Source organism: Pseudomonas nitroreducens (assembly GCF_010994165.1).
GTDB classification, from domain to species: Bacteria; Pseudomonadota; Gammaproteobacteria; order Pseudomonadales; family Pseudomonadaceae; genus Pseudomonas; species Pseudomonas nitroreducens.
This window is the reverse complement of record NZ_WMBX01000006.1, coordinates 256,748-270,219: the sequence shown is the minus strand read 5'-3', so window position 1 is coordinate 270,219 and position 13,472 is coordinate 256,748. Positions and strand designations below refer to the sequence as shown.

General features: G+C 66.2%; 11 protein-coding genes and 1 pseudogene. 6 read left to right on the top strand and 6 right to left on the bottom strand.

The annotated features are described in order from the left end of the window. Positions 1 to 8: 8 nt before the first annotated feature. Positions 9 to 2,459: an EAL domain-containing protein gene (locus GJV37_RS25075; RefSeq protein WP_193453040.1), complete on the bottom strand. Its 2,451-nt coding sequence runs from the start codon at positions 2,457 to 2,459 to the stop codon at positions 9 to 11. Between the two features lie 334 nt (positions 2,460 to 2,793). On the opposite strand from GJV37_RS25075, the gene GJV37_RS25070 reads away from it, so the two are divergent. Both GJV37_RS25070 and GJV37_RS25065 read left to right on the top strand, forming a co-directional pair. Further along, a complete protein-coding gene (locus tag GJV37_RS25070) occupies positions 2,794 to 3,897 on the top strand; it encodes a helix-turn-helix transcriptional regulator (RefSeq protein ID WP_246228434.1) in 1,104 nt (367 codons plus the stop codon). Between the two features lie 124 nt (positions 3,898 to 4,021). Beyond that, a complete protein-coding gene (locus GJV37_RS25065) occupies positions 4,022 to 4,909 on the top strand; it encodes a class I SAM-dependent methyltransferase (RefSeq protein WP_193453039.1) in 888 nt (295 codons plus the stop codon). On the opposite strand, the gene GJV37_RS25060 is transcribed toward GJV37_RS25065, so the two are convergent. From GJV37_RS25060 to GJV37_RS25040, 5 genes and pseudogenes are all read right to left on the bottom strand, one after another. Then, a complete protein-coding gene (locus GJV37_RS25060) occupies positions 4,910 to 6,703 on the bottom strand; it encodes an ABC transporter ATP-binding protein (protein ID WP_170859819.1) in 1,794 nt (597 codons plus the stop codon). Further along, positions 6,696 to 7,331, bottom strand: a complete 636-nt coding sequence (locus GJV37_RS25055) for a DsbA family protein (RefSeq protein ID WP_169887374.1) — start codon at positions 7,329 to 7,331, stop codon at positions 6,696 to 6,698. The genes GJV37_RS25060 and GJV37_RS25055 overlap by 8 nt, the downstream gene beginning before the upstream one ends. A 3-nt stretch (positions 7,332 to 7,334) precedes the next feature. Then, the gene (gene trhO, locus GJV37_RS25050) at positions 7,335 to 8,270 is read right to left on the bottom strand and encodes an oxygen-dependent tRNA uridine(34) hydroxylase TrhO (RefSeq protein WP_065086440.1); all 936 of its coding nucleotides are present in this window, start codon (positions 8,268 to 8,270) and stop codon (positions 7,335 to 7,337) included. A 151-nt stretch (positions 8,271 to 8,421) separates the two neighbouring features. Further along, positions 8,422 to 8,733 (bottom strand): BolA family protein, encoded by a 312-nt coding sequence (locus tag GJV37_RS25045; RefSeq protein WP_037010396.1) that lies wholly within the window; start codon positions 8,731 to 8,733, stop codon positions 8,422 to 8,424. A 52-nt stretch (positions 8,734 to 8,785) separates the two neighbouring features. Next, a pseudogene (locus tag GJV37_RS25040) lies at positions 8,786 to 9,344 on the bottom strand (DUF2059 domain-containing protein). A 121-nt stretch (positions 9,345 to 9,465) separates the two neighbouring features. On the opposite strand from GJV37_RS25040, the gene GJV37_RS25035 reads away from it, so the two are divergent. The 4 genes from GJV37_RS25035 to aqpZ all read left to right on the top strand — a co-directional run bounded on the left by GJV37_RS25035 (position 9,466) and on the right by aqpZ (position 13,444). Next, complete coding sequence (locus GJV37_RS25035; RefSeq protein WP_065086439.1) at positions 9,466 to 10,479, top strand: DUF2804 domain-containing protein; 1,014 nt, start codon at positions 9,466 to 9,468, stop codon at positions 10,477 to 10,479. 106 nt (positions 10,480 to 10,585) lie between these two features. Beyond that, entirely contained in the window at positions 10,586 to 11,980 is a 1,395-nt protein-coding gene (locus tag GJV37_RS25030; protein WP_024764375.1) for a class II fumarate hydratase, read from the top strand. Beyond that, a complete protein-coding gene (locus tag GJV37_RS25025) occupies positions 11,973 to 12,596 on the top strand; it encodes an NAD(P)H-dependent oxidoreductase (RefSeq protein WP_024764376.1) in 624 nt (207 codons plus the stop codon). Before GJV37_RS25030 ends, GJV37_RS25025 begins: the two co-directional genes overlap by 8 nt. 167 nt (positions 12,597 to 12,763) lie before the next feature. Beyond that, positions 12,764 to 13,444, top strand: a complete 681-nt coding sequence (gene aqpZ, locus GJV37_RS25020) for an aquaporin Z (protein ID WP_024764377.1) — start codon at positions 12,764 to 12,766, stop codon at positions 13,442 to 13,444. Positions 13,445 to 13,472 lie beyond the last annotated feature (28 nt).

Genomic DNA, 13,472 nt, shown 5'->3' with positions numbered 1-13,472 from the left:
GCTGCGCGTCACCGTCCGGAGGTTGTGTCGGTTGCCACGACTGAGACGTGCGTCTCACGCAGGAAGCTGCGATTGAAGGGTTGCGGCCGAGCCAGGCCGTAACCCTGGGCGTAGTCGATGCCTATTTCGCGCAGGACTTCAAGGATTTCCTGCGTTTCGACGAACTCCGCCACGGTGCGTTTGCCCATCACGTGGCCGATCTGGTTGATCACCTGGACCATGGCACGGTCGATGGGGTCTTCGAGCATGTCCTTGATGAAACTGCCATCGATCTTCAGATAGTCCACCGGCAGATGCTTGAGGTAGACGAAGGAGGACATGCCGGCGCAGAAATCGTCCAGGGAGAAGCGGTACCCGAGGGCCTTGAGCTCCTGGATGAAGCGCGTGGCGTTGACCAGGTTGGCAATGGCGCTGGTCTCGGTGATCTCGAAGCACACGCTTGACGGCTCGATGCCGTAGCGCGGCTGCAACTCGCGGAGGAAGTCGAGGAAGGTGTCGTCACCGATGGTAGCGCCGGAGAGGTTGATGGCGCAGGTGTGGATCGGTTCGTAACCACCATCGACGATGCGCTCGGCCAGGGTCCGGAAGGCGTTCTCGACCACCCAGCGGTCGATGTCCGGCATCAGGCCGTAGCGTTCCGCGGCGGGGATGAAGTTGATCGGCGCCACCAGCCGGCCGCACTCGTCGTTCAGGCGCAGCAACAACTCGACGTGTGCGCCTTCCATCACACGGTCGTCGACCGGGAAGATCGACTGGGCGTAGAGACAGAAGCGCTCTTCCTCCAGCCCCAGGCGGATGCGCTGCACCCAGGCCATTTCGCCGACGCGGTTGGACAACTCGGTGTCATCCGGGCGGAACACCTGGGCTCGGTTGCGGCCCTTCTCCTTGGCCATGTAGCAGGCCATGTCGGCGCAGCGCAGCGCCTCCTCCACCGACACCAGCATGGCGGAAATGTGCACCACACCGATGCTCACGGTGATGTTGAAGCCACGGCCTTCCCACATGAAATGCAGGGCCTGGACGGTCAGGCGGATGCGCTCGGCGATCTGCACCGCCATGTCCGGCGGGCAATGCTCCAGTAGGATGCCGAACTCGTCGCCACCAAGGCGCGCGAGGGTGTCGCCGTCACGCAGGCACTGCTGCAACACCGAGCAGACCTGGCGCAGCAGTTCGTCGCCGGCGGCGTGGCCGCAGGTGTCGTTGACCAGTTTGAACTGGTCCAGGTCCAGGTACATCAGCGAATGCTGGTCGTGGGAGTCCGCCGAGCTTTCCAGCGCCTGCTTGAGGCGGAATTCGAATTCGCGGCGGTTGGTCAGGCCGGTCAGCGCGTCGTGGGTCGCCTGCCAGGAGAGGCTGGCCATGTACTGGCGCTCGCGGGTCATGTCGTGCAGCACCAGCACCACGCCGACCACCCGCCTGTCGGCATGGATCGGCGTGGCCACCAGGGTCACCGCCACACTGGTGCCATCCAGGCGCTGGATCAGCTTGCTGGTCTCGCTGCCGCCGTCCACTTCGCCACGCAGGATCTGCCCGACCAGCGGCAGGCCCTCAACCTGGGAGCTCTCGTCGAGCACCCGTAGCAACGAGCGCAGCGGCAGGCCGACGGCCATGGAATTGTCCCAGCCGATCAGGCGCTCCGCCGCGGGGTTGAAGTAGGCGATGCACTCATGTTCGTCGAGGGTGACCACCCCGTCGCCGATGGCCGCAAGGGTGGTCTGCGCGCGCTCCCGCTCAGTGTCCAGGGCACTTTCGAAGGCGCGTTGCTGGTGCAGAAGCTTGCGCGTGCGCCACACGGCCAGAAGGATCAGCGCCAGGCCAGTGACGCCGTTGGTGACCAGCAGCACCCACATGATCATCCGCGAGCCCTGCCCCAGCGCGGCCGAGAAGGCCATGGCCGCCGGTGTGACGCCGTCGTTGATCGCCTGGATACGGCTGTTCCAGTAGCTCAGGTCGCCGGGGCGGACGTCATTGGCGCGGATCCTCGCATTCATCTCCTCGGACAGTTGCTCCAACTGATCGAGATAGGCGTCGCCGATGATCCACATCTTCACCGCCTGATCGAAGTAGCTGTACTCGTGGAAGTAGCGGTACAGCCAGATCAGCACGCCAATGTCGTCGGGATGGATACCGCCCTGCAACGCTCCGGCGCGAGCCAGCGCAAAGTCCGGTTGATTGAGGTCAAGGGCGGCGCGGAAGGTCCGGTCGCCCTGGGGAATGGCGATGGCGGCGCGGTAACGCGCGTAATCCGCGCTGTCCCGACTCTGGCCGTAGAGTTGCAGGTAATGGATGGCGTCCTTCTGACCCTTTGACCAGAGGCTCTCACCGCCGACGTAAGCGCGCACGCCAGAGAGGATGAAGAAGCTGCCGCTGCCGATCAGCGTCTGCAGCAGGACCACGACCATGAAGGGCCAGACCAGCTTGAGCAGACGCGTCGTACGCCGGGTCGGCAAGAGTCCCATTGCATCCATAACCAGTTTCGACTTCCCTCTTCTGATCCCTGCCAGGCCACAGGGCGGAGTTACCCTCTCCGCCTCGGGGACATCTCTGTCAGGCCGCCCCTTCTTAACTTCTAGCCGATCACGGGAAATCCACAAACCAGACGGCATGACGCTTGGTCGGCTAGATACCCGCCGTCCGGCGGAAAATGTCGGGAACGTGCAGGGAAAACGCCTTGGCCGCCTGCCAGGTACTAGCCCCGAACAGCCGATTAGTGGCCTTGCGACAGCTAAGGCCATGTGCCATACCTCAGTCGATCGTGCAAAGTGCAATCCGCGAGCAACCGATGGAGCGACCATGCCGCAGCGGGATATGGAGACGCAGTACGACCGGCTGGTGGGCCTGACCTACGAGTGCGTGCTCGATGAGGCCAATTGGCTGCCGCTGCTCACCGGACTGATCTGCGCCAGCGGCCGTCAGCAAGGCGCCCTGCTGTTCTGGGACCAGACCGAGAGCGGCGCGCTGGCGAGCGAGATCAACCTCTGCGATCCCGGCGCCATCGAAACCTATAACCGCGAGTTCTGCACCATCGACCCGTCCAAGGGGTTCATGCTCCACCGCCCGGTAGGCCACTGGTACCACGACCGCGAGGAGTACGGCCCGCAGCGCATCGCCCGCGATCCGTACTACCAGGAGTTCCAGCGCCCCAACGGCATGCACAACGTGTCCTGCCTCAAGCTCAACGAACAGGCCAACTCCGGCGTCTACCTGTCGGTGCTGACCAGCCTCGGCGCTCGCTATCCCGATACGCAGGAACAAACCTTGCTGACCCGCCTGAGCGAGCATCTGACCCGTGCGGCACGGATGTTCGGACGCATCGACGAGATGCGCCAGCAACTGGCCCACCGCGACCTGCTGCTGGACCGGCTCCCCACCTCGCTGTGGCTGCTGGAGGGCAATGCCCGCGTGCTCTACGCCAACCAGGCGGCGCAGCAACGGCTCGGGCAGCGCGCCGGGCTGTTCCATGAAGTCTTCGGCCGCCTGCACTGCCGCCAGCACGACGCGAGGCTCCAGGCGCTGGTGCGCCAGGCCGCGCCACGCGCCGGCAAGGCAAAGGCCGGTTGGCTACCGCTGGACGATGGCAGCGGGGAGGAACTGCTGGTCACCCCGGTGCCTGCCGAAGCAAGCTTCAACCAGCCCTTCCAGCGCCCGCTGGTGCTGCTGGCGCTGCTCGATGCGCACCGCCAGAGCGGTCTGCTGGGCGACCTGTTCGGCCTCACCCCGGCCGAACAGCGCCTGGGCGCCCTGCTGGTACGCGGCCTGACACCCGAACACTGCGCCGACCAGCTCGGCACCTCGATCAATACGGTACGCAGCCAATTGCGCGCGCTGTTCCGCAAGACCAACACCAGCCGCCAGGCCGAACTGGTCAGCCTGCTGGTGCGGCTCGGGCAGCGCTGAGTTTTCGCGGCCGTCATTCATTCAGATGATGGCCCGGGGCCAACTGCCCCCTAAGGTGTTGGACGGATCACCGGCCAGGCCGGTGGCGCATTCTTATCACTGAGCATTCTCTCAGGTGGACGGCATGGACAACGGCACCCAGCAGAATCCGAACTCGCTTACCGAAGCCATCGAGCAACTCGAACAGCATCTGCGTCACCTGAGGGATGACGAGGCCGACCTGCTGGCGCTCGCCACGGGTGGCGCGCCGCCGGCCGCAGCACCGCGTGTGGTGCCCTTCCCCCGGCGCCGTGAACGGCCGATGGGAGAAGGCGCCGGCAACGTCGTGCTGATGGACTATCTCTACGGCATCGACAGCACCCTACGCTCACTGCTGCCCGACGGACCAACCGATGAGTTGTTCCGCTACGCCAGCTCCGCCCCTGCGTCTCGCGCACTGCGCTCGCGCCGCCAATTGCTGGCGCGAGAGATCGACCGCTGCTGCGATCAGCTCAGCGGCCAGGCGCGCATCCTCTGCGTGGGCTGCGGACACCTGCGCGAGGTCGAGCTGGCACGCTCGCTGCGCCACGGTCAGTTCCGCGAGTTCGTTGCCCTCGACCCCCAGACACTGTCGCTGCAGACCGTGGAGGCCTGCTACGCCGCGCTCGGTGTGCTGACGCAGCAGTGCACCCTGGACGACCTGTTCTACGGCCGCCCCGACCTCACCCGCTTCGATCTGATCTACTCCCCCGGCCTGTACGAAGTGCTCGACGACCACGACGCCCGCGACCTGACGCGCAACCTGTTCGCCCGCCTGCTGCCTGGCGGTCGCCTGCTGATGGGCAACTTCCTGCCCGGCGTGCCGGACATCGCCTACCTCGAAGGGCTGCTCGACTGGCGCCCGCATTACCGCAGCGACGCCTGCCTGCTCGACCTGCTGCTGGGCATTCCCTACAACGACATTGGCGGCGCGCGGGTCTTCCACGATCTGGGGAATTGCGTGGCCTTCCTCGAAGTCACCCGCTACGGCTGATCAGCCCTGCTGCAGGTGGCCATACAGGCGAGCGTAGAGCCCGCCTTCGGCGATCAGTTGCTGGTGATCACCGTCCTCGGCGATGCGCCCACCGTCGAACACCAGCACGCGGTCGGCCTGTTTCACCGCGGACAGGCGGTGGGCGATGATCAGCGTGGTGCGGCCTTCGAGGAAGCGCTGCAGAGCCTGGTGCAGGGCATATTCGGTGGCGGCATCCAGCGCCGAGGTAGCCTCGTCGAGGATCACCACCTTCGGCTCGGCGAGCACCATGCGAGCGATCGCCAGGCGCTGCCGCTGGCCGCCGGAGAGGCGTACGCCGGAACGCCCGACCACGCTGTCCAGCCCCTGTGGCAGGGCGCGAATGGTGTCCGCCAGCTGCGCCACTTCCAGGGCGCGCCAGCAGGCTTCGTCGCCGCGCTCGCGGCCCATGGTCAGGTTGGCGCGCACCGTGTCGTTGAACAGCGCCGGATGCTGAAGGACCACGGCGACATGCTCGCGCACGCAGTCCAGGCCAATCTCCTCCAGCGCCGCGCCGCCATAGCGGATGGTCCCGGACTGCGGCTGGTAGAGGCCCAGCAGCAACTGCACCAGGGTGCTTTTGCCACCGCCGCTGGCGCCGACGATGGCAACCTTCTCGCCGGGGGCGATATCCAGGTCGAGACCGTCCAGCACCAGCTCATCGCGGTAGGCAAAGCTCAAGTCGCGCACCTGGATGCCGACGCTGTTCTGCCCGGCGAACGGATCGCGGCGATGTTCGTAATGCGGTTCATCGGCGCGGGCCAGCAGCTCGTTGATCCGCGCCAGCGCACCGCCGGCGGCGTAATACGCGTATTGCAGGCTGAGCAATTGCTCGACCGGGCCGATCATGAACCAGAGGTAGCTGAATACCGCCAGCATCTGGCCGATGGACAGGTCCGAGAACAGCACGGTGACCATGGCCGCAGCGCGGAACAGGTCGATGCCGAACTGGAACAGCAGGCCGCTGGCGCGCCCGGCGGCATCGCTCTTCCATTGCGAGGCGACGGCATAGTCACGCACTTCGCGGGCGCGCACGCCGAGGCGGCCGAGGAAGAAGCCCTGGCGATTGCCGGCGCGCACTTCCTGGATGGCTTCGAGGGTTTCGGTCAGGGCCTGGGTGAAGCGCGAGGTGCTGTCGTTCTCCAGCTTCTTCAGGTGCTTCACGCGCTTGCCCAGTTGCACCGTGGCGAAGATCACCAGCGGGTTGAACAGCAGGATCAGCAGTGCCAGCTTCCAGTGCATCCAGATCAGGATGCCGGCGGTGCCGCACAGGGTCAGCAACGCCACCAGGAAGCGGCTCAGGGTGTCGCCGACGAACTTGTCGAGGGTGTCGAGATCGGTCACCAGGTGTGCGCTGACCGAGCCGCCACCGAGAATCTCGTACTCGCTCAGGGCGATGCGCTTCAGGCGCTCGATCAGGCGCAAGCGTATGCGGTACACCACGTCCTTGGACAGCCGCGCGAACAGCTTGGCCTGCAGCACGTTGAACACCAGCGCGCAGCTGCGCAGCACCAGGGTCACCAGCAGCATCAGGCCGATGTAGCCGGCGGGCTTGTGCCAGCCGGCGGGCAGCCAGAGGTTCATCACCTGGAGGGCAGCGTCGCCCTTGCCCAGCAGCACTTCGTCCACCAGCAGCGGCAGCAGCAGCGGGATCGGCACGCTGCAGGCGGTGGCCAGCACGGCGACCAGGTTGGCGAGGAGCAGGGCCTTGCGATGACGGAAAGCGAGCCGGCGAATCTCCGCCCAGCTCAGGCGGTCAGCGGACAGCTCAGGCATGCCGCCCACGCTCCAGCCAGCGCGCCAGCAGCGGCGCGAGTTCGCCCAGCGGCTGGTAGCCGTTGGTCAGCAGGGCCAGTTGGCCATCGCGCTCGGCCAGCAGCGTGGGGAAACCGGCGATGCCCAGGTCGCGGGCCCAGGAGAAGTCGGCGAGCGTTGCCAGGTGATTATCCTGGCTGTCGAAGGCTTCGGCGAATTCGATGCGCGGCAGGCCGACCTGTTCGGCCAGTTCGGTAAGCACGCTGGCCTGGGTGACATCGCGGCCTTGCACATAGAAGGCCCGCTGGATTTCGCCGACCAGCGCCCAGGCGCAGTCTTCATCGAGGCGGCGCGCGGTAACGATGGCGCGGCAGGCCGGCTCGGTGTCGTAGACGAAGCCATCAGGCAGCGCGTCTTCGAAGCGGAACGGCTGGGCAGTGGCACGGTGCACCGCTTCCCAGTGTTCGAGGATGTAGCGCTTGGTGGTCGGCTCCAATGCCGCGCCCTGCCCCGTGCGCAGGCCACCCATCACCAGTGCCAGCGGCACGCCGGCGGCGCGCGCCTGCTCTACCAGTGCCTGGGCAACCGGGGCAAAGCCCCAGCACCAGGAGCACATCGGGTCCATCACGTAGAGCAGGCGACTGGTCATGGATCAGTTCTCCGCGCGAGGATCACGGCCAATGGGGTGCGGCTGGTTGCGCTGGCGCGCCAGCTCGATCTGCTTCTGCCGTTCGCGGGCACTGGCACGGGTCTTCTCCGAGAGCGAGTCCCAGCAGTGCGGGCAACTGATGCCGGGGGCGTAATGCTCGGAGGCGCGGTCCTCAACCGAGATCGGGTTGCGGCAGGCGTGGCACTGATCGTAGTCGCCTTCGCTCAGGTCATGGCGCACGGTCACGCGGTTGTCGAACACGAAGCAGTCGCCACGCCAGAGGGTTTCGGCCTCGGGCACTTCTTCCAGGTACTTGAGGATGCCGCCCTTGAGGTGGAAAACCTCTTCGAAGCCTTCATTGAGCATGTAGCTGGAGGCCTTCTCGCAACGGATACCACCGGTGCAGAACATCGCGACCTTCTTGTGCTTGGCCGGATCGTAGTGCTCGCGGATGTAGTCGGGGAATTCACGGAACGACTTGGTCTTCGGGTCGATGGCGCCCTCGAAGGTGCCGATGGCCACTTCGTAGTCGTTGCGGGTGTCGATCAGCAGGACTTCCGGGTCGGAGATCAGCGCGTTCCAGTCCTTGGGTTCGACGTAGGTACCGACCTTGGCGTTGGGGTCCACCCCAGGCACGCCGAGGGTGACGATTTCCTTCTTCAGCTTGACCTTGGTGCGGTAGAAGGGTTGCTCGTCGCAGTAGGACTCCTTGTGGTCCACATCGGCCAGGCGCGGGTCGTTGCGCAGCCAGGCCAGCAGGCCGTCGATACCGGCGCGGGTGCCGGAGACGGTGCCGTTGATGCCCTCTTCGGCGAGCAGCAAAGTGCCCTTCACGCCGTTTTCCAGCAGGGTTTGCAGCAGGGGCTCGCGCAGGGCGACGTAGTCGGGCAGGGAGACGAACTTGTATAACGCCGCGACGACGATTCTTTCGGTGGTCATGCATCACTCCAGTGGTCGCCCGCGTAAAGGGCGGACCGGGTCTTTATCAACAAGAGCTGAAACGAACAGCTGAAAATGACAGCGCCGGCAGAAGCCGGCGCTGGGTGTCGCATTCTACCGGAGCGGGACGAAGCCCGCATCCGGCAGCCGATCAATGCGGAAGATCGTGCTTGCTGCCGCCACGGCAGGTCGGCGAATCCGGCGCTTGTCCCTGCTGCGCCCACTCCTCGGGGGTGTAGGTGTGCAGAGCCAGCGCATGGATCTGGCCCATCAGCTCGCCGAGCGTGGCATAGACCTTCTGGTGCCGCTTCACCGCGTTCAGCCCGGTGAACGCCGGGCTGACGATCACCGCCTTGTAGTGCGTTTCCTGCCCGCGGCTGTGCATGTGGCTCTCGTCCAGCACGTCGAGGTGCTGAGGTTCGAGGGCGCCCAGGGCGGTCTGGAGTCGGTCACGCATGCTCATGTCGGGTCTCGCTGGCAATCAGTACGGTTCAGGCAAGTGGTAATCAGGACGATCAGGGCTTCTTGGCCGGAGCGGCCGGGGCTTTCACGCCCAGTTCCTTGTCCATGTCGGCCATCAGCTTGTTCACCGGCTCCACCGCGGTCTGCAGTTTGGCCTGGGTCAGCTGGGCGGATTCGGCGGTCAGGCGCGGCATCTTCTCCAGCACCTTGCGGCCCAGGGGGGATGCGTAGAAATCGTTCAGCTGCTTGAGCTCGGACTCGCTGAAGTTGCTGGTGTAGAGCTTGACCAGTTCGGGCTTGAGCTTGTCCCAACCCACGGCACGGTCCAGCTCGGCGTTGGCCTTGGCCTGGTAGCGGTCGAGCACGGCCTTCTTGCTGTCCGGTGCCTTGGCCTGGGCGAAGCGCTGGGCGAGCATCTGCTGGACTTGCGCGTAGACCGGCACGGTCAGCTTGTCGGCGTGCACCTGCTTGAGGAATTTCTCCGCCTCGGCGTTGGCATCAGCCAGTGCCACGGAACTGAAGCCAACCAGAAGTGCTGCGGTGCAGAGGGAACGAAGAACGGTCATGGGGCAGTCCTGTGAGTCTGAAGGGTGTCCGTGTCGGACCCGCCATTCTGCGCCTAAGTTCGGAATGCGCTCAAGTGAGTGCCAATTGAGCGGGAAGTGACCGGCTTCTCTTGTAGGACAGTTCATGAAACGGCATGCTGCGGCGCGTTGCCACATGGATGTGACCGATGAACACCCTCAGCCACCCGCCGACTTCCATCGCCGCACCGCCCCTGTGCGATGCGCGCGGCCGCCTGAACAGCGCGGCCGTGGGCTGGTCGTCGCGGCCACAGACGCTCTGCCAGCTCTCCGGCAACGCCGGCCGGCGCAAGCGCTGGAACCACTGGTGCATCAACGCGCCGGGCTGGATGCTCTCGATCACCATCGCCGACCTCGATTACCTGGGCTACGGCGCCGTGTACTTCCTCGACCTGGAAACCGGACAGTCGGTGCACCGCACCCAGTTCAGCCCGTTCGGCCTGGGCTGCCACCTGCCGGACATGCCGAACCAGAGCCACCGTTTCGCGCATGGCCAGCTCAGCCTGGGCTTCGACGAGCAGCCGGGCCAGTTGCGCATCACCGCCTGCGCGCCGAACCTGGGGGGCCAGCCGCTGAACCTCTCCCTGGAAGTACAGCGCCCGGCGCACCTGGAGTCGGTCAACCTGGTGGTGCCGATGAGCGGCAAGTGCTTCCACGCCTGCAGCCGGCAGATGGGCCTGCCGATCAGCGGCAGCCTCAGCCTCGGCCACAAGACCTACCGCTGCAGCGAGGGCCAGAGCTTCGCCGCACTGGATTTCGGCCGCGGCGTCTGGCCCTTCCACACCCGCTGGACCCGCGCCGCCTTCGCAGCGCCCGGCGGCATCGCCGGCAACTTCGGCGCCGGCTGGACGGAAAACAGCCACCTGAGCGAGAACGCCTTGTGGTTCGGCGGCGAACTGCAGGCGCTGGCCGGCCCTGTGGAGATCCACCAGGTTCCCCACGACCCGCTGTCGCCGTGGCAATTGCGAGATGCCGACGAGCGTGTCGACCTCACCTTCACTCCGCGCAAGCTGCATCGCGCCAGCCCGCGCCTGGGCCCGCTGTTCGCCGAGACCAGCCAGTGGTTCGGCCGCTTCGACGGCTCCCTGCGCGAAGCCGGCGGCGAACTGGTGCCGGTCAACGGCGCGCTCGGCTGGATCGGCGCCACTCACGCCCGCTGGTAACCCGGCGCGTCGTTGAAACCGCTCTATCACGGCCATTGAGCCAGAGTGGAACCCGGAAGCCCCGTGGCGGCCTAAACTGGCCGAGACCCTTTTCCGGAGAAGCACCATGAGCCGCACCGAAACCGACAGCCTCGGCCCCATAGAAGTCCCCGAAGACGCCTACTGGGGCGCCCAGACCCAGCGTTCGCTGGAGAACTTCGCCATCGGCGGGCAGCGCATGCCACTGGCGGTGGTCCACGCCCTGGCGCTGATCAAGAAGGCCGCTGCCCGCGTGAATGCACAGCTGGGCGAGCTGCCGGAGAACATCACCAGCCTGATCGAGGAAGCGGCTGACGAAGTGCTCGCGGGCGAGCACGACGACCAGTTCCCCCTCGTCGTCTGGCAGACCGGCAGCGGTACCCAGAGCAACATGAACGTCAACGAGGTCATCGCCGGGCGCGCCAACGAGATCGCTGGCAACGGCCGCGGCGGCAAGAAGCCGGTGCACCCCAATGACCATGTGAACCGCGCGCAGAGCTCCAACGACAGCTTCCCCACCGCCATGCACATCGCCGCCGCCCAGGCGGTGCAGAACGACCTGCTGCCGGCCATCGCCGAACTCAGCGGCGGCCTCGCCCAGCAGGCCGCGCGCCACGCCAACCTGGTGAAGACCGGGCGCACCCACCTGATGGACGCAACGCCGGTCACCTTCGGCCAGGAACTTTCCGCCTTCGTCGCCCAGCTCGACTATGCCGAGCGCGCCCTCCGCGCGGCACTGCCGGCCGTCTACGAGCTGGCCCAGGGCGGTACCGCCGTCGGCACCGGGCTGAACGCGCCGAAGGAGTTTGCCGAGGCCATCGCCGCTGAACTGGCCGACCTTTCCGGTTTGCCTTTCGTTTCCGCACCGAACAAGTTCGCCGCCCTCGCCGGCCACGAACCGCTGGTGACCCTCGCCGGCGCGATGAAGACCCTGGCCGTGGCCCTGATGAAGATCGCCAACGACCTGCGCCTGCTCGGCTCCGGCCCCCGCGCGGGATTCGCCGAGGTGAAGCTGCCGGCCAACGAACCGGGCTCCTCGATCATGCCCGGCAAGGTCAACCCGACCCAGTGCGAGGCCCTGTCGATGCTCGCCTGCCAGGTCTTCGGCAACGATGCCGCGATCACCTTCGCCGCCAGCCAGGGCCACCTGCAGCTCAACGTCTACAAGCCGGTGATCATCCACAATCTGCTGGAGTCCGCACGCCTGCTGGCCGACGGCTGCCGCAACTTCAACACCCACTGCATCGCCGGCATGGAACCGGACGCCGCGAAGATGCGCGAGCACCTCGACCGCGGCCTGATGCTGGTGACCGCGCTCAACCCGCACATCGGCTACGACAAGGCCGCCGAGATCGCCAAGAAGGCCTATGCCGAAGGCAAGACGCTGCGCGCCGCCGCACTGGAACTGGGCTACCTGAGCGACGCCGAGTTCGACCAGTGGGTCCGCCCGGAAACCATGCTGGAGGCCGGGCAGAATGGTTGAAGCCGTCAAGCATGGCGCCACGCCCCTTGAAGGCGACGGCAAGCGCGTGCTGCTGGTGCTGGGTTCGCCCAAGCCCGGCGGCTTCTGCCACGCGCTCGCCGAGGCCTACGCCCACGGCGCCCGCACCAAGGGCCATGTGGTGCACATGCTCAAGCTCGGCGAGCTGAACTTCGACCCCGTGCTGCGCGGCGGCTATGAACTGGGCCAATCCCTCGAACCGGACGTGCTCGAAGCGCAGCGGCAAATCCACTGGGCGCAGCACATCGCCTTCGTCTACCCGGTCTGGTGGGGCGGCCTGCCGGCGCTGCTGCAGGGCTTCTTCGACCGCGTGCTGCAACCCGGCTTCGCCTTCCGCTACCGCTCGGTGGAGTCCCGCGAGTTCGAACCCTTGCTGGGCGGGCGCAGCGCCGACCTGCTGGTCAGCCACGACCAGACGCACTGGCACTACCGCCTGCGTCAGGGCGCACCGGCCCATCGGCAGATGACCCGCTGCATCCTCGCGCCCTGCGGCATCGCCCTCCATCACCTGGAGGAATTCAGCCCGGTGCGCGGCTCGGGCGAGGAACAACGCCAGGGCTGGCTGCGGCGGGCGGAGCAGATCGGCTCACAAGTCTGATTCGGTCGTAGAGCACGGGATTACAGTGTTCTACGCCGCCTTCGGCTTTCATGATCGGCTTTTGCCCCGTCACACATAGGATTTCCCCTACACCAGTCGCCCCGACCCTTTCTCTTAGCATGCCTACACCCAAATTCCGGGTACCTCTCCCCGCCTCTGGAGGCAGCATGCTTCGCAAACTTTCCGCCGAGATGATCGGCACCTTCTGGCTGGTGTTCGGTGGTTGCGGCAGCGCCATCTTCGCCGCCCACGCCATTGGCGTCCTGGGTGTCGCCCTGGCTTTCGGCCTGACGGTCGTGACCATGGCCTACGCCATCGGCCCGATCTCCGGTTGCCACCTCAACCCCGCGGTCAGCCTCGGGCTGTGGGCCGGCGGCCGCTTCCGCACCGCTGAGCTGGTCCCGTACATCGTCGCCCAAGTGGTTGGCGGCATCCTCGCTGGTGCGGCGCTGTACTTCATCGCCAGCGGCAAACCGGGCTTCGACGCGCTGGCGGGCTTTGCCGCCAACGGCTTCGGCGAAGGCTCGCCAGACCACTACAGCATGCTCTCCGCGCTGACGGCCGAAGTACTGCTGACCGCGTTCTTCCTGTTCGTGATCATGGGCGCCACCGACAGCAAGCTGGCCCCGGCGGGCTTTGCGCCGATCGCCATCGGCCTGACGCTGACGCTGATCCACCTGATCAGCATCCCGATCGACAACACTTCGGTGAACCCGGCGCGCAGCCTGGGCGTGGCGATCTTCGCCGACCCGCTGTTCATGAAGCAGCTGTGGCTGTTCTGGGTCGGCCCGCTGGTAGGCGGCGTGATCGGTGCGCTGGTCTACCGCGTGGTGCGTCCGGCTGCCTGAGCCTGATACCTGCAATAGCAAACGGGCG